The sequence below is a fragment of the Candidatus Contubernalis alkalaceticus genome (assembly GCF_022558445.1).
In the GTDB taxonomy this organism is placed as follows: domain Bacteria; phylum Bacillota; class Dethiobacteria; order SKNC01; family SKNC01; genus Contubernalis; species Contubernalis alkaliaceticus.
In genome coordinates this window covers 66880-84167 of sequence record NZ_CP054699.1, presented here as the reverse complement: position 1 = coordinate 84167, position 17288 = coordinate 66880, and the positions used below count along the sequence as shown (strand labels likewise).

General features: G+C 45.1%; 12 protein-coding genes, 2 tRNA genes, 3 rRNA genes and 1 riboswitch. All 17 genes read right to left on the bottom strand.

Annotated elements, in window-relative coordinates:
* Positions 1-15: 15 nt before the first annotated feature.
* A complete protein-coding gene (locus HUE98_RS00375) occupies positions 16-993 on the bottom strand; it encodes a tRNA 4-thiouridine(8) synthase ThiI (RefSeq protein ID WP_241421932.1) in 978 nt (325 codons plus the stop codon).
* 5 nt (positions 994-998) lie between these two features.
* Positions 999-1475 carry a DUF523 domain-containing protein gene (locus HUE98_RS00370; RefSeq protein WP_241421931.1) on the bottom strand — a complete coding sequence of 159 codons (477 nt, stop codon included), beginning with the start codon at positions 1473-1475 and terminating at the stop codon, positions 999-1001.
* 132 nt (positions 1476-1607) lie between these two features.
* On the bottom strand, positions 1608-2273 hold the full coding sequence (locus tag HUE98_RS00365) for a DUF3786 domain-containing protein (RefSeq protein WP_241421930.1): 666 nt from the start codon (positions 2271-2273) through the stop codon (positions 1608-1610).
* Between the two features lie 29 nt (positions 2274-2302).
* The gene (locus tag HUE98_RS00360; protein WP_241421929.1) at positions 2303-3202 is read right to left on the bottom strand and encodes a diacylglycerol/lipid kinase family protein; all 900 of its coding nucleotides are present in this window, start codon (positions 3200-3202) and stop codon (positions 2303-2305) included.
* A 215-nt stretch (positions 3203-3417) separates the two neighbouring features.
* Positions 3418-4488, bottom strand: coding sequence for a uroporphyrinogen decarboxylase/cobalamine-independent methonine synthase family protein (locus HUE98_RS00355; RefSeq protein WP_241421928.1), 1071 nt, complete (start codon positions 4486-4488; stop codon positions 3418-3420).
* Between the two features lie 634 nt (positions 4489-5122).
* Positions 5123-5239: ribosomal RNA gene (gene rrf, locus HUE98_RS00350) — 5S ribosomal RNA — on the bottom strand.
* Positions 5240-5590: 351 nt separating this feature from the next.
* Positions 5591-8795, bottom strand: a 23S ribosomal RNA gene (locus tag HUE98_RS00345).
* Between the two features lie 122 nt (positions 8796-8917).
* Positions 8918-8993, bottom strand: a tRNA-Ala gene (locus tag HUE98_RS00340).
* Positions 8994-9183: 190 nt separating this feature from the next.
* A tRNA-Ile gene (locus HUE98_RS00335) sits at positions 9184-9260 on the bottom strand.
* A 204-nt stretch (positions 9261-9464) separates the two neighbouring features.
* Positions 9465-10998 (bottom strand): 16S ribosomal RNA (locus HUE98_RS00330).
* Together the 16S, 23S and 5S rRNA genes with 2 tRNA genes alongside form the textbook arrangement of a ribosomal RNA operon.
* A 371-nt stretch (positions 10999-11369) precedes the next feature.
* Complete coding sequence (locus tag HUE98_RS00325) at positions 11370-11822, bottom strand: CBS domain-containing protein (RefSeq protein ID WP_241421927.1); 453 nt, start codon at positions 11820-11822, stop codon at positions 11370-11372.
* Between the two features lie 24 nt (positions 11823-11846).
* Positions 11847-13052 (bottom strand): cation:proton antiporter domain-containing protein, encoded by a 1206-nt coding sequence (locus HUE98_RS00320; protein WP_241421926.1) that lies wholly within the window; start codon positions 13050-13052, stop codon positions 11847-11849.
* Positions 13053-13208: 156 nt separating this feature from the next.
* Positions 13209-13276: riboswitch (Fluoride riboswitch) on the bottom strand.
* A 52-nt stretch (positions 13277-13328) separates the two neighbouring features.
* Positions 13329-13598 (bottom strand): 4Fe-4S dicluster domain-containing protein, encoded by a 270-nt coding sequence (locus tag HUE98_RS00315; protein WP_241421925.1) that lies wholly within the window; start codon positions 13596-13598, stop codon positions 13329-13331.
* A gap of 5 nt (positions 13599-13603) precedes the next feature.
* Positions 13604-14254, bottom strand: coding sequence for a 2-oxoacid:acceptor oxidoreductase family protein (locus HUE98_RS00310; protein WP_241421924.1), 651 nt, complete (start codon positions 14252-14254; stop codon positions 13604-13606).
* 6 nt (positions 14255-14260) lie between these two features.
* Positions 14261-15010, bottom strand: coding sequence for a thiamine pyrophosphate-dependent enzyme (locus HUE98_RS00305; protein WP_241421923.1), 750 nt, complete (start codon positions 15008-15010; stop codon positions 14261-14263).
* Between the two features lie 20 nt (positions 15011-15030).
* Positions 15031-16098 (bottom strand): transketolase C-terminal domain-containing protein, encoded by a 1068-nt coding sequence (locus HUE98_RS00300; protein WP_241423466.1) that lies wholly within the window; start codon positions 16096-16098, stop codon positions 15031-15033.
* Between the two features lie 153 nt (positions 16099-16251).
* Positions 16252-16914, bottom strand: a complete 663-nt coding sequence (locus HUE98_RS00295; RefSeq protein ID WP_241421922.1) for a P-loop NTPase family protein — start codon at positions 16912-16914, stop codon at positions 16252-16254.
* Positions 16915-17288: the final 374 nt, after the last annotated feature.

The window sequence follows — 17288 nt, the reverse complement described above, 5'->3', positions numbered from 1 at the left end:
CCTGACCCCCGTCTTTTACTCAATTCGTAAAACAGCTATTTTTTTATCCTCCAAAGGTTTTACTGTTATTTCTTCTTGGCCCTCTTTCCCCACCCTTGTCACGATGACCGGCACACTCTCCCCTTCAGCATCACTGTAGCGAGCGGTAAGGGCTGCTGCAGTGGGGAGGTAATCCCCTTCTCCCCGGTACAGTGCCGTAGGGCCCGGAATATTTGCAGCCTTTAAAATCCGATCCCCTAATTGGGCCAAGCTTTCTATAGTATTGTTCTCCTCATGATTCCTGCCCACCACCAATTTAATGCCCGGTGCCAGGCGAAAGTGCCTGCCCACCTTTAAAAGCTCAATCTCTAAGCGTTGGGGATCTGGATTATCCGCCAAAAGGTCTTTTAACTTTTGAGAAAAGCCCTCTACCGTCAAAAGGCAACCTCCGGCTGGACTGGGATACTCCTTCAGTTCATATTTTTTTGCCAGGGCCATTTGAGGCTTTCGGGAGCGTCCTTGAATGTCTCCAAGTTTTTCCCGGTCCACCCAACCCTTTTGTTCAGGGATTGTAGGGGATAATTGCCTGGCGGACAGAGGCCTCAAAAGAAGCCCTTCATACCCAGATTCCCTGGCCACAATCTCCAGGGCTTTATAATTTTGGGACTTAGGCCTTTCCCCTAAAACTTCCCCGGTGATAATAAATTGAGCTCCTATCTTTTCCATATATTGACCAGCCTTTTTCACCATGAGAGCATGGCAGTCGATACAGGGATTAAGATTTTTCCCATGGCCATAAACCGGGCTTTTAATTAACTCCATCAATCCCTGGGTAAAGTCCTCCACCTCCAGCGGAAGTTCCAGCTGTTCAGCAGCTTTTATGGCCGCTTCCGGGGTAAAAAAAGGAGTAGAAAAAGTAATACCTACCACCTCCACCCCCTGCTCCTGAACCATAAGGACCGACAATTGGCTGTCCAACCCTCCGGAAAACAAAGCTACCGCTTTTACCTTCATGTCTTTCACCTCTTTAAATCCTTTCCCTTTTGGTTATCAGAAAATATGTTTTCATTTAAAACCAGCAGTCCTTTTTCTTTCAAGAGAGCTGCCGTGACACCTTCTCCCTCTTTCAATTTTCCATCAAAATCTCCACTATAAATGAACCCTGAGCCGCAGGAGGGACTGTGGGATTTTAATATAGCCGTATTGGAGCCGGTGATCTCTGCCAGTCGCAGCGTCTCAGCCGCCCCTTTCAAAAAAAAAGAGGTAACCTCTTCCCCTTGTTGATTTACCACCTGGGCCGTTTTCCCTAAGACTTCTTTACCGGCTCCACCAATTATTTCCGCACCAACCCGGGGGGTAGGAAGGCCGCCTAACTGTTCAGGACATACAGGGATCAGGGGCACCTTTTTCCCCAATTCCAGCACAAAGGGATTCCGGTTGTTTTTCCCATTATATTTACAGTTGATCCCCAAGAGGCAAGCACTGACTATAATCACGTTTTTCATGCTCCTGATTTTTTAGTTAACACTCCTGAAATAATAATTGTTCTAATATAGACAATTGTCTATGGTGCGGCACTTCACATATATTTTTAGCAAACCCCATCATTTCAATACCCTTTTTTGAGCTTATATGATTTCATGAAGGGTTAGATTCTCCGCCTTATCCACCAGCAGTTCCGTCAGATATGCCCCGGCAGCGGCAAGATCTTCCGTATGAAGGTATCCGCCGGCAGAAGAATCAAATAAGATGTTTGCCTGGGAGTTAATCTCTTCATCTCCCGGCCATACAATGTACTTCAACGGAACCCTGGGAAGAAACCAAAAAATTATTTCAGTTCGGCAAGCTGTTTCTATGACATTCCCACCCAGCTTTGAAGAAAGAACCTTTAAATTATGAAGATTCTGCCCAAAAACCTGTGCCAGGGGTTGGATAGCACTCTGAAAAAATGCAGCATTAAAGGTATCTCCTCCAGGAAATTCCCGGTAAGGAATAAATTGATAGGTTAACGGTTCCCCATCTGCCCTGGAAAGATAATTTATAAATATGAGCTGTAAAGAAAAATGAGGTTCAAGCCCCTGCTCCCGGCTGAATTTGACTATTCCCTGAGGGTGCTTTACGCTAAATTCATGTCCTAACGCTTTCAATAATATTGTGTCCCCTTTATAATGTGTACCGCTTCTTAGGGCCATCTGCCCGGGGTCCTTAATTGAAAATTGGCTGCGGGATTCCTTCAGAGCTAATATATAGTTTTTAGGGTCGCTTTTTTCATAAGAGGGAAGATACAGGCTCATTTTATCTCCTTTTATCATTATGTAATGCTTTAACCAGCTAAAACCAGGGTTTCAGCTGTGCCGGGAACTTTAATTGTAAGTTTCCCGGGGACCACAGAATATTTAAGGGAAGTAAGATTAAGGATTTCTCCATCACAGTGGACCGGCAGCGGACGCTGTGTTTTTATTTCCAATTCTCTTTCCCGAAAAAACCTTACCTTGGGGTGATCCAGATGAGTTCCTTTATAAACCTGGGGAAAAACCTTCAAAAACTCCAACCGGGGTAGTTCTTCTACAATAATAATATCCAACAATCCATCATCTAAAAGTGCCCGGGGGGCCACCATCATTCCGTTACCATAATACTTCCCATTGGCTACAGAAACCATCCAGGCCCGGGCAGAATAGCACAGATCCCTGCCCAGCACTTCAATATGTATGGGTTTAAAACAAATTAACTGCTTTAAAAGACCCACAACATAAGATATTTTTCCTAAATATTTTTTTAAACGATTGGCATCACATACAGTCATGGCATCCAGGCCGGTTCCCGAAAGATTAATAAAATAGTATTCGTTAATTCTACCCAGGTCCACCGGCATCTCATTACCATTAGCCAACACCCGACAGGCTTTTTTCCAGTCCTGAGGTATGCCTGCCGTGCGGGCAAAATCATTGCCTGTACCCATGGGAATAATCCCCAGGGTAACCTTTCCTGGATCAATTCCGTTAATCACTTCAAATATTGTTCCATCCCCACCCACTACAATAATTTTTTTAATCTTTTTTGCCATAGCCCGGCAGGCCAGTTCCCTGGCATGATTCAACCCCCGAGTAAATTCATAAGTGAAACATATTTTTTGCTTCTTCAGATAACTTTCTATATCAGGCCATAATTTTTTTACTTTTCCTTTACCTGCTGCGGGATTCACTATAACAAACCATTCCAACTTTAGACCACTCCTCAGACAATTGCCGTTTTAGTTTACAGATCTATTTACAAAGCATAGATTCCTATCATAGGGATAAGTCTCTTCCATTGTTACTATATCTGATTTTTAGGGTATAAGGCCCCACCTCTAAGGGTTAGGGTAGGTTGGGCTTAAAATCTGGTGGAGTAGAGTCTGCACCTGATTCCCCGATGTCTCGGCTTGCTGAAACCAGTTCACTTCATCCGCCCAGAGATCTCCGCCGTAAGGCTGTAAGCCCTCTCTGCGTTTTCCCGTAAATAAAGGCCTGTCCCACAACAAGGAGTAATGATCATCTGTTTATATAATAAGCTCTCCTCTACTCCCCTGTTAATCAGTTTTTTTAAGATTTCATTGAGACGTTTAAGCAGCGAGTCTGCTGTTTCTTGATAAAGGATATCATTTACCGGCACAATACCCCAGGCGATATAACCTCCTTTTTTTAAAAATTCATTTAACTCATCTCTTACGGTCAAAAGAGATGTAAAATAGTTATAAGCATCTAAGTTTATTATATCAGGTTCACTGGCAAGAAGCACTGACCAATCTGCTATACAGCAAGCATGAATTCCTGCTGCTGCTCCTTCTCTTTTAATGGCATCTATTATGCTGCGAAAGGAATCTATAATCCAATCTCCCCTGAGGCTTAAAAATTGTTTATTTCCATAGGCCTGCATCATTCCTTCATCCAGGAAGATAATTACTGGTAACCCCAGCTTTTTTAACTCTCGAACCTGCCAAATTACATGCAGCTCCAAAGCTTTTACCACAATATCCCTTAACTGTTCATTAAAAAATGAAGAGGCTCCTTCTGCATCCAGCACCTGCATCCCCACAGTTAAAGGGGCTGCTGCCTGCCCCTTCAAACATATAGCCCTGCCCACACCTTTTTTCTCTAACTGATTTATAAAGTAGTAAAAACCAACAGCAGAACTCTCCGGCATCGCCAGACGCTCATCCAGTTTCTGGCTGTCTACATTACTCAAGTACAATTCATAAAACAGCGCAGCTCTATCTAAAAAATCTACTCCCTGATCCAAAAACCTGGGGTTTTTGCCCTCTTCTTTTTTAATTATCTCCAAACCTTTCAGCAGATAGAGAACCTGCAGGTCAAAATATTCTTCTGCTTTTGTAGGGAACTGCGGCCAGTGGGGACAAAGGGGAAAACTCTCCTGAATCAGGCTGAGCGCCCTTTCCTCTCCTATATCTGGAAGGCTGCCAATTCCCGTGGCCGCTTTGCTCATCATTTCTGGAACACTGATTAACATAAAAATTATCCCACCTTAATAAATTTTTGCAGCTGCACCGAAACATACGTTTCAATGTTCTGCCAAATATAAATCCCAAAAGGGCCTGCTCCTGAGTTACATTAAATTCAAGTTTTTTTTTAAATTTTAATACTTATTCGTTAGCCAATGAAATATTTCCTTTAAATACTTCCTTGATTTGTTCTAAAAACGTAAATTCTAAAAACATAAGGGAAAACACAAGAGGAAAGTTCTTTTGTGTACCCCTTATGTCCCACTTCTTTGTGTACCAAAAGTTTTCCCCTGCTATTTCTAACAACAAAAGAGACCCTAAGCAATTCGCTGCTTAAGAATCTCTTTTTAAAATTAATTCCGGCGAAGACCTGCTCTCCCGGGGACTCGCGTCCCAAGTACCATCGGCGCTGGAGGAATTTCGGGGAATTTCGGGGACAGTTTACTTAATTATTAAGAAATTTGGGAATTTTGAATTTCGGGGCGAATTTCGGGAACAGCTTACGATTACAGAAGTGAAAAGCCCAGAATTCCTTCCATAGGACAAACAGGTTTTTATAGTAAGAGCTCTGGCTGAAACGTAAACAGCGGTAATAAAAAAAGAACCCTTACATAATTGTAAGGATCCTCTTTTTAAAATTAATTCCGGCGAAGACCTACTCTCCCGGGGACTCGCGTCCCAAGTACCATCGGCGCTGGAGGGCTTAACTTCCGTGTTCGAGATGGGAACGGGTGTGGCCCCTCCGCTATCTTCACCAGAAAAGGTTATCTTTGAATGAATCTGTGTTCACACGATTTTGTAATGGAACTGGTTTTACTTTTATAGAGAGCTCGTCAGTGGAATGAATCCGTGTTCACACGATTTTCAATCGAACTGTTCACACAGATTCATTCCACTGACTTGCAGCTTATAAGAATCTGTACTTACTTCTGATTTTTAAATCGAACTGTTCACTTGATTCTTCCGCAGACTTGCAGCTTAAACAATATGACTTTGATAGTGATGCTCACGTCTTATTTTTAAACTGTTCTCTTAAGATTCATTCTACAGACATAAAATTATAGAGAAAGTTTGTTCTCTCAAAACTGTACAGCGGAAACGAATTTTTTGTGGGTCAAGTCCTCGACCTATTAGTACCGGTCCGCTGAAAGCATTACTGCTCTTACACTTCCGGCCTATCAACCAGGTCTTCTTCCTGGGGTCTTATTCCTTTTACGGATGGGAAACCTTATCTTGGAGAAGGCTTCGCGCTTAGATGCTTTCAGCGCTTATCCCTCCCGGACTTGGCTACTCAGCTATGCCCTTGGCAGAACAACTGATACACCAGCGGTCCGTCCATCCCGGTCCTCTCGTACTAGGGACAGACCTCCTCAAGTTTCCTACGCCCACGACAGATAGGGACCGAACTGTCTCACGACGTTCTGAACCCAGCTCACGTACCGCTTTAATGGGCGAACAGCCCAACCCTTGGGACCTACTACAGCCCCAGGATGCGATGAGCCGACATCGAGGTGCCAAACCTCCCCGTCGATGTGGACTCTTGGGGGAGATAAGCCTGTTATCCCCGGGGTAGCTTTTATCCGTTGAGCGATGGCCCTACCACTAAGAACCACCGGATCACTAAGCCCGACTTTCGTCCCTGTTCGACCCGTCGGTCTCACAGTTAAGCTCCCTTATGCCTTTATACTCTACGCGCGATTCCCAACCGCGCTGAGGGAACCTTTGGACGCCTCCGTTACATTTTGGGAGGCGACCGCCCCAGTCAAACTGCCCGCCTGACACTGTCCCTAGACCGGATTCACGGCCAAAGGTTAGAATTCCAATACTGAAAGGGTGGTATCCCAACAGTGGCTCCATGCAGGCTGGCGCCCACATATCGATGCCTCCCACCTATCCTGTACATCCAGTACCAAAATCCAATATCAGGTTGCAGTAAAGCTCCACGGGGTCTTTCCGTCTTGTCGTGGGTAACCTGTATCTTCACAGGTATTACAATTTCACCGGGTCCCTTGTTGAGACAGCGCCCAAGTCGTTACGCCTTTCGTGCGGGTCGGAACTTACCCGACAAGGAATTTCGCTACCTTAGGACCGTTATAGTTACGGCCGCCGTTTACTGGGGCTTGAGTTCAGAGCTTCGCAAGTTCCGAAAAACTCACTAACCCTTCCCCTTAACCTTCCAGCACCGGGCAGGCGTCAGCCCCTATACTTCGTCTTACGACTTAGCAGAGACCTGTGTTTTTGGTAAACAGTCGCTTGGGCCTATTCTCTGCGACCCCTTCAGGCTAAAGGAGCAAGTCCTCTCACCCTAATGGGGCACCCCTTCTCCCTAAGTTACGGGGTTAGTTTGCCGAGTTCCTTAACAAGGGTTCTCCCGCGCGCCTTAGGATCCTCTCCTCGCCTACCTGTGTCGGTTTGCGGTACGGGCACCTTTTATCCTGACTAGAGGCTTTTCTCGGCAGTGTGGGTTCAGCCAGTTCGCTACTTAAATTTCGCTCCCCATCGCGCCTCGGATCAACACAGGGACGGATTTGCCTATCCCTGCTACCTACACGCTTAGACGCACTCAACCAACGGTGCGCTGTACCTACCCTCCTGCGTCACCCCTTCGCTATTAACGGATAAAGGTGGCACTGGAATATCCACCAGTTGTCCATCGCCTACGCCTTTCGGCCTCGGCTTAGGTCCCGGCTTACCCTGAGCGGACGAACCTTCCTCAGGAAACCTTAGGCTTGCGGCGGGCGAGATTCTCACTCGCCTTTTCGTTACTCATACCGGCATTCTCACTTCCATATACTCCACTACTCCTTACGGTATAGCTTCTATGCGTATGGAACGCTCCCCTACCCCTACTGGAGGTTAGAAGTTAGATGTTGGAGGTTAGATCTTTCGCCAGGTTTGTATCAGCTCACTTTAGCTGCTTTCCCAATATATCGTATTCTTGGCGATATTTAATGGGATACTGACGGCTGAACGTCTAATTTGACTGCTCAACTCATACCTCTAATCTTTTTCCAATTTCCAACCTCTAACTTCTAACCTCCAATAAGCCGTAGCTTCGGTATCAGGCTTAGCCCCGTTACATTTTCGGCGCAGAATCACTTGACCAGTGAGCTATTACGCACTCTTTGAATGGTGGCTGCTTCTAAGCCAACATCCTGGTTGTCTGGGCAATTCCACATCCTTTTCCACTTAGCCTGAATTTAGGGACCTTAGCTGACGGTCTGGGCTGTTTCCCTCTTGACTATGAAACTTATCTCACATAGTCTGACTCCCAAGAAACAAATCTGCGGCATTCGGAGTTTGACTGAGATCGGTAACCTTGTAGGGCCCCTAGCCCAATCAGTGCTCTACCTCCGCGATTCTTTTATCTTGAGGCTAGCCCTAAAGCTATTTCGGGGAGAACCAGCTATTTCCGAGTTCGATTAGCATTTCACCACTACCCACAGCTCATCCCCCAATTTTTCAACATTGGTGGGTGCGGGCCTCCACTCGCGTTTAAACGAGCTTCACCCTGGCCATGGGTAGATCACTCGGTTTCGGGTCTACGACCAGCAACTAATAGTCGCCCTATTAAGACTCGCTTTCGCTGCGGCTTCGGCACTTAGTGCCTTAACCTTGCTGCTGATCGTAACTCACCGGCCCGTTCTACAAAAAGTACGCCATCACCCTTGGAGTAAACTCCAATAGGGCTCTGACCGCTTGTAAGCATACGGTTTCAGGTTCTATTTCACTCCCCTTCCGGGGTGCTTTTCACCTTTCCCTCACGGTACTGCTCCGCTATCGGTTGCCAGGTAGTATTTAGCCTTGGGAGGTGGGCCTCCCTGATTCACACGGGGTAACACGTGTCCCGCGCTACTCGGGTAATCGCTTGAGGAGCCTTGAGCTTTTCGTCTACAGGGCTTTCACCTTCTGTGGCTCTACTTTCCAGTAGATTCGACTAAACTCAAGGTTTTTGACTCCTCTGAATGGCTGCCGCCAGTCAAAAAGCAATCCCCACAACCCCTATACCGCAACTCCGGCAGGATTTAACACGGTACAGGTTTGGGCTCTTCCCCCTTCGCTCGCCGCTACTAAGGGAATCACTATTGTTTTCTTTTCCTCCGGGTACTAAGATGTTTCAGTTCCCCGGGTCTCACCAGCTGGGGTTAATGGTTTTGGCCCCAGCTTAATGCGGCTTTACCGCATTAGGTTGCCCCATTCGGGAACCTTCGGATTATCGCCTGCTTGCGGCTACCCGAAGGTTATCGCAGCTCGCTGCGCCCTTCTTCGTCTCCTGGCACCTAGGCATCCACCGTACGCTCTTTCTAACTTGACTTTACTTAAATCTTCGTTTCCGCTGTTCAGTTTTCAAAGAACAATTTAACTGATTACTTTATACCGCCATTCTTTTGAATCGCGGCTAAATCTTTGATTGTAAAAGGTAATCTTTGCAAAATTTGGTGGAGATGAGCGGGATCGAACCGCTGACCCCCTGCTTGCAAGGCAGGTGCTCTCCCAGCTGAGCTACACCCCCCTGATTAGAAGTTGGAGGTTAGAGGTTGGATATTAGATTATTTGCCGAGATGTCTTGCAAACACCCCGTATCTAATTCCGGCTAACCTAAACTTCTTTAATCCAAAGTGTCACCTGTTGTTTTTGAGATTGAATGTGTAAGGTTTTGAGGTTTTCTAACCTCCAACTTCCAACTTCCAACCTCCAATAAGTGGTGGGCCCAAGTGGATTCGAACCACCGGCCTCACGCTTATCAGGCGTGCGCTCTAACCGACTGAGCTATGGGCCCATGTTATTTGGCTCCACAATTAAAATAAAAACAAAACAGGACTCACTTGGGTTCTTACTTTACACACCTAAGGTTTGCTCACTTTCGTGGGCAAATCTAAGGGTCGGTTTAACTTGTGTTAAACCTGCTTGGAAGGTTTAATGCTGCTCATTTAGAGCTTTTGGCTAAAATGATACAGGCTCTTTAAACCTTGATTATCCTTAGAAAGGAGGTGATCCAGCCGCACCTTCCGATACGGCTACCTTGTTACGACTTCACCCCAATCACCTACCCCACCTTCGACGGCTGCTTCCGTAAACGGTTAGCTCCACCGGCTTCGGGTGTTGCAGACTTTCGTGGTGTGACGGGCGGTGTGTACAAGGCCCGGGAACGTATTCACCGCGGCATGCTGATCCACGATTACTAGCGATTCCGACTTCATGCAGGCGAATTGCAGCCTGCAATCCGAACTGAGACCTGCTTTATAGGATTAGCTCCAGGTCACCCCTTCGCAACCCGTTGTACAGGCCATTGTAGCACGTGTGTAGCCCAGGACATAAAGGGCATAATGATTTGACGTCATCCCCACCTTCCTCCGGTTTGTCACCGGCAGTCTCCCTAGAGTGCCCATCTTTACATGCTGGCAACTAAGGACAAGGGTTGCGCTCGTTGCGGGACTTAACCCAACATCTCACGACACGAGCTGACGACAACCATGCACCACCTGTATACCCGTCCCCGAAGGGAAACAATTAGTTTCCTAGCTGCGTCAGGTATATGTCAAGTCCTGGTAAGGTTCTTCGCGTTGCTTCGAATTAAACCACATGCTCCACCGCTTGTGCGGGCCCCCGTCAATTCCTTTGAGTTTCAACCTTGCGGCCGTACTCCCCAGGCGGGGTACTTAATGTGTTAACTGCGGCACAGAAGGTATCTAAACCCCCTACACCTAGTACCCATCGTTTACGGCGTGGACTACCAGGGTATCTAATCCTGTTTGCTCCCCACGCTTTCGCGCCTCAGCGTCAGTTACAGGCCAGAGAGTCGCCTTCGCCACTGGTGTTCCTCCCGATATCTACGCATGTCACCGCTACACCGGGAATTCCACTCTCCTCTCCTGCACTCAAGTTAAGAAGTTTCAACTGCAGGTCCAGGGTTAAGCCCTGGGTTTTCACAGCTGACTTTCTTAACCGCCTACACGCCCTTTACGCCCAGTAATTCCGGACAACGCTCGCCCCCTACGTTTTACCGCGGCTGCTGGCACGTAGTTAGCCGGGGCTTCCTCCAGGGGTACCGTCTTTTGGTCTTCCCCCTTGACAGAGCTTTACAACCCGAAGGCCGTCATCGCTCACGCGGCGTCGCTGCGTCAGGGTTGCCCCCATTGCGCAATATTCCCCACTGCTGCCTCCCGTAGGAGTCTGGGCCGTGTCTCAGTCCCAGTGTGGCCGTACACCCTCTCAGGCCGGCTACCCATCGGAGCCTTGGTGAGCCGTTACCTCACCAACTAGCTAATGGGACGCGGGCCCATCCAAGAGCGATAAATCCTTTCCTATAATGGAGATGCCTCCTTTATAGGGTATCCGGTATTAGCAGTCCTTTCGAACTGTTATCCCAGTCTCTTGGGCAGGTTGCCCACGTGTTACTCACCCGTTCGCCACTAGGTAACAGCTTCTGGCAAGCCAGATGCTGCACCCCGTTCGACTTGCATGTGTTAGGCACGCCGCCAGCGTTCGTCCTGAGCCAGGATCAAACTCTCCAGTTATTATTGAACCTCTTACCCGAAGGTCTTAGAGGATTTTAACCAGTTCGTCTGCCTTTGCTTCGTAACGCTGACCTTTTGTCCGTGATAGGGACTATTTATCCCTACCAATTTTGAATCGGTCGTTATTAGGAATTGAAAGGGATTTATTAATGATTCATCAATAAATCGCCTTCTTGGCTTAAAAACTTTTTGACTCTTGGCTTTTAAAAGCCTTAAGTCTAGTGAGTCCTGTTTAGTTTTCAAAGAACAATGCCCGTATCAGGCACGAACATAATCTTACCACGTTTTTTTTGCACTGTCAAGCTTTTCTGAAAAGTTTTTAAAAGCTGTCCCTATCTGGCACATCTCCAACAGGCTGGTGCCTATGGCTATTAATATTTCTCCACAAAAACCTTAATCACATCTTCCCGGGCGATAATACCCAGCAGCTTGTTTTCTTTTACAACAGGGATTCGGCTTATATGGTGCTCCGCAAACTTGCTGATAATTTCTCTAATAAGAGCTTCTTCGGTAACCATTACAAGCCTGGTGGACATAACATCCTTTACCTTTTTATTTAATATAGCCCTTATATCTGCCTCTATTCTTTTTGGATCTATCTCTTCGTAAAAATATTCTAAAAGCCTCAGATATTCAGGAAGATTAATTTTCTGGCGATATTTCAAAATGTCAGAGTCGGTAATAATTCCAACGATACTGCCAAAATCGTCAACTACCGGCAGCCCGCCTATTCCGTGTTTGGACATTAAAACAGCCGCTTCCCTTAAGGATGCTTCCTTATCCACCGCGATAACATTTTTGTGCATTATATCTATTGCCTTCATCAATGTTAACCTCCTTTTCTGAACTTAACCCAATTCATTACTTGCACTGTTTTCCTCATGATGCTCCAAGAGCAGCGGAGCTGATAGTTTTATAGCGATGGCCCCCAGGGGAGCCGTTATTAATATAGAAAGTACAGCGACAGCCAGTATCAATTCCCCGGAAGGCACCCCTGCCGCCAGGGGAATTCCTCCAATGGCTGCTTGAACAGTAGCTTTAGGCAGATAAGATATAATACAAAAAAGCCTTTCCTTTAGGCTTAAAAATGAACCAAAAGTAGAAATGAACACCCCCAGGGAACGAAAAGTTAAGCCTACGGCAATAATGATAAGTCCCATAAGCCCTGCTTCTAAAGCAACCTGTATATTAACCGCAGAACCGATTAAAATAAAAAGAAAGATTTGTGCCACCGCCCAGACCTTGCTTAACCTGCCCTCCAAATAATAAGCCGTATTTTCCTTTTTTGCCAGCAGCACAAAACCCACTGTCATTACCGACAAAAGACCGGCTGCATTCACATAGTCCCCCAGGACTTTAATAGCAATAGCTGCCGCTGTTAAGACCATTAATTCCTCCATCCCATTCAACTGATGAGCAAAACGGTCAAAAAATTTAACCAATAAAAGGCCTGCAATGTAACCCAACAGTATGCTGGCTGCAATTTCAACGGGTATCATTCCCAACTGCAGCAGAGAAGACCCTCCACTTCCCGTCCCCATGCCTAAAAACACAGAAAATAAAGTTATAGCAAAAACATCATCCACAGATGCCCCGGCCAGAACAATAATAGGTACTCCTGAACCCATTCCCAACCCCCGGTTCTTCAGCTCCAGCATGGAGGGCACAATGACAGCCGGGGACACGGCAGCAATTATAAATCCCAGCATACCCGCCTCAAAAAAGGGAAGGCCAAACCAATAGTGAGCTGTATATGTTACGGCAAAACCCTCCAACAAGCAGGGTATGGCACTCATTTTCAGAGCAGTAAACCCCACTTTCTTTAAAATCTCCAGATTAAGCCCCAACCCTGCCCTGAGCAGTATTACAATTAGAGCAATGAGACGGACTTCATTGGAAATAAGAAGCAATTTTTCGTCTAAGAAACCTGAAACATAAGGGCCCATTAGTATTCCTAATAATATAAGGCCCAACAGCCCTGGAAGTTTGAATTTTTGGAACAAACGGCTGGCTAAAAGCCCACATAAAAGCATCATCGCCAAACTTAATAACATGACCCTCACCACCTCATTTAAAAATAATAGCTAATAAAGCACGGCTCTTCTATCTAACATGATTCCCATGATTTACATCACTTTTTACTTCAAGAATATTTCTTTTTCCTTCATTAATAATACAAAACTAATAATAGAAAAAACTCCTGCCAAAATAAATCAGCAGGAGTCATCAGCATTTGCAGTTTAGGTTTCCCAGGGCGAACTCCATCACCAGTTTTTAACTTTTCTAAACTTAATAATAATATGTATGACCCTATCTGTCAATCTTCAATACTAACCAGACTTGACTTTTTCTTTCTTTTTCTTTTCTACTAAAATTGCACATTCCGGACAAAACATTTCACAAAGTCCACAGGCTGTACATTTTTCAATGTTTACCGGCTCCACAATGGGTGAACCGTAGATCCCCAGTTCATCAGACCAACCCAGCACCTGAAAGGGACACTTTTCAGTGCAGAGGCCGCAGCCTTTACAATAATTCGGAAATATATTAATAAAACCTTTTTCCCCTTGAAACCGTATTTTATCAATTTTACGTGTCATTGGCCTCAGCTCCTTACCAGTGCTTCTTTTACAGCGTCGATGCCTATTTTCAATGCTTTGTAGTTCAATTCCCTCAACTCAGGATTTTTGTCAAACTTTTTGCCAAGATTATTTTCCATAGCCAGCTTAACATTTTCTTCCTTTACAACTCCAGCCGCCTCCACTATAGCCCCTAATATAATCACATTAAAAACTCTGGGATGAAGCTCTTTCTTGGCTATGGCCGTTGCAGGCATCGCAATTATCTTGCCCTTACTGGGAAGAATTATTTCCTGGTCATTTTTCTGTTCAGGCCTGCATTCTTCCTCTTCTGTTGATTTTTCTATGTTACTGTTCTCTCCCGCTTCTGATGCTTCTATTAAAGAACTGTCATAGACAAAAACAGTATTGATACCTACATGACATTTTACCCGATTCACAGCCCTATCACTTAAAGCTACTACAACATCCCCTTTTTCAAACTTCGGAGAACCTATCAAGTTGTCCGCAATCTGAACGAAAGCAACAGAAACGCCGCCTCTCTGCTCTATTCCAAAATTAGGAATATACAGAGCCTCCAACCCATCTTCGTTGCCGGCCTCCGCCAGTATATCCGCAATGGACTGAACGCCCTGCCCTCCTTCTCCGGCGATGACAATCTTCACTAACCTGTTCACTTTAATTTACCCCTCCCTTTCAGTGGGAGGGACTTTTAACTCACCCACCTTAAAATACTTTGCCATATCTTTTTCCAGGAAATTCCAGGTATCCCGAGCATTGGTTCTCCAGTTAGTGGGGCAGGTGGATAACACCTCAACAAAAGAAAAACCGTTACCATTTTTCACATTCTCCAAAGCCTTTTTAATATTCCTTTTCAGCTGTTTCATGTTTGACACAGTGCTTCTGGCAACATAAGCAGTTTCCGAAGTAATGGCTGCAACCATTTCGGGACCCAATGTTGGAGCTCCGGTCTCTTCAATGTCTCTTCCATAGGGAGATGTTTCCGTGATCTGGCCGGGCAATGTGGTTGGTGCCATCTGCCCGCCGGTCATGCCATAATTTGTATTATTTACCAACAATACAAATAATTTATCATTTCTATTAGCCGCATTGACCAGGTGCTGGGATCCAATCGCATACCCGCCTCCGTCACCCATGTATGCAATCCCCACTAACGAGGGATTTGCCCGAACTAATCCGGCAATCACCGGAGTGGTTCTACCATGATGAGTTTGTACCGTATCAATATTGAAAAAATCCCAGGCCAGAAGAGAACATCCAATGTCGCAACCAAAAACAGTCCTGTCCTGAATTTTTAGTTCATCAATCGCCTGGCCCAAAGCTTTTAATACAAGACCATGACCACAACCGGGACAAAATTTATGAGGTTTTGTCTCCCTCCGCCAGGATTTTGGCATAGCTGTCTCTGACATAAGATGACCTCCAGTCTTGGTTAAAATTCATTTATTTTAATTTCTGACTCTTTTTTTACATGTGCAACAATCTTTTCTGACGTGACTGCTAACCCCGGCAAGAAAATGCTTTCCATTCCAGCTTCCAACCCGAAAAGTGCATCTTTTGCCAGCCTAGCTAACTGTCCATAGGCGGACTCAACCACCAAAAACCTGGGGGTTGTTTTACAAACCTTCCTCAACGCTCTAACAGGAAACGGCTTGAGAGTAATGGGACGGAAAAACCCCACCTTAAACCCTTTTTTCCGCAGGTTCTCCTGTGCTGTCATGGCCGCTCGGCTTACGATCCCATGGGATACAATCACCAGGTCCGCATCCTCACAACCCAAGGATACATATTCTTCAATTTCAAGAGAGATTTTATTGAAATCCTCAACTTGTTCCATTATTACTTCATACAGTTCTTCCTCCATACTATAAGCATTCCTCAGATGGGCAGGTTCTCTATCTACCCCAGGCGTCCCCGGCATTCCCATGAAAGGTTCTGGCATAACCATCTCCAACCCTTTATCCTGGGGATCATACATTACCAGCGGTTCCCTCATTTTCGCTTGGTATCCATCTCCCAGTATAAATGTTGGAAAACGATACTTCCAGGCGACATTAAAAGCTTTTATAGTATAATCAAAAAGCTCCTGATGGGTTGCCGTTGAATAAACAATTCTCAAAGCTTCTCCATTTCCTCCAGAGGTAGTCAGGTTAACCTCCTGCTGAGAATAAATCACCGTAGCGGTAGATGGCCCTCCCCTCTGCTGAATAGCCACAACTATAGGAATGCGCATCATTTCTGCCATGGTTATCGGTTCCTGAAGCAGAACATTACCTGGCCCCGCTGTAGCCGTAAAAGCCCTGCGGCCAGCCAAAACCCCTCCAATAGTAGTAAACCCTGCGGATAGCTCGTCCTCCGTCTGTAAAAATTTTTTCCCGTGTTTAGGCGCCAGGCGTGTCCAATAATGCATGATTTCATTTTGAGGAGTAATGGGATAACCATACATTATATCGGCTTGAGCCGCCAGGGCTCCCCAAGCCACAACTTCATTCCCGGTCATGAACACCCTTTTCTCTTCCTTGATCGCCCTTTCCAATTTGCGGTAACACCTCCAAGTTCCTTTACTAATTGTATTGGAATATTCTAACAACTTAAAGCAATATATAAATGAAAACAGCAAGAAGAGATAGCTGTTTTGACATTCTCTTGTTCACTACCATATATTATGAGGCATATACCGTTCTAAAAAGCGAATGGGAAGTCCCCTTAAAGATTTATTCGTCACCAAGGATTCCAGATTTTTTTCTATACTAACGGCAATCACCGGAATACCCGTAATTTCACTGACATTACTAATCACCTGGACCCCTTCCTCTATAATCTCTAAATCAGTCAATTCCCCTAAATGACTGTTGTTTATAATGCCATCTACCCTGCCAAAGAGATTTAAGTAAGCGATGATTTCTTCCACCGATGAGGTCATTGGACGGCTTATGTTTACAACTGCGTATATTTTTAAATTATTTTCTTCCAAAGCCCCTTCCACCAAATTAAATATTTTGAAACCCTGTACACCATACCCTACATCAAAAATTATATCTCCCTTTCGACGCAAAGCCCAGCGCATCTCAGGCTTCATCACATAACCGGCTTCTCCCAATCCAAAAGTATCCTGATTCTCCCAAGCAATAACTTCAATCCCCAGGTTTTCAAGTTTCTTTTTTAATGGTCGCAGGGTATAAAAGGGCTCCACCAAATCCAGATCCACCAGGACAACTTTTCTGCCCTGCTTCACCAGTTCTAACGCTCTATTTACAGCATTTTCACTTTTACCACTGGCGTATTCCCCTACATAAGCTTCAATAATCCTTGACAAAGAAAATTCCCCCGCTCCGTTAAATCAATAAAACTCCCCTTAACAAAAAAAAGATTTTTCTTTATTAATTATGTCTTAAATTAAAAAATTTCCCTGTTATAACTCATTTACAACAAATTTCTTGCAAAACTATGCACTAGATTATAACAGAATTTAATAATAACGTCAAGAAATTTGCTTTTCATACCATAGAGTGAACTTACCTGACCTTTCCTGACTTTCCTACTATAGAATAAACTTGCAATCATCTCTACTTCAGCAGTTTCTGACTTATTATAGCATAAAACAACTGATTGTGACAGAATTAACATAAAAAAATTCACTTTTTTTTCATGGTAAATTTTCTCTCTTTTTGCTTTTAGTTTTTATTATCT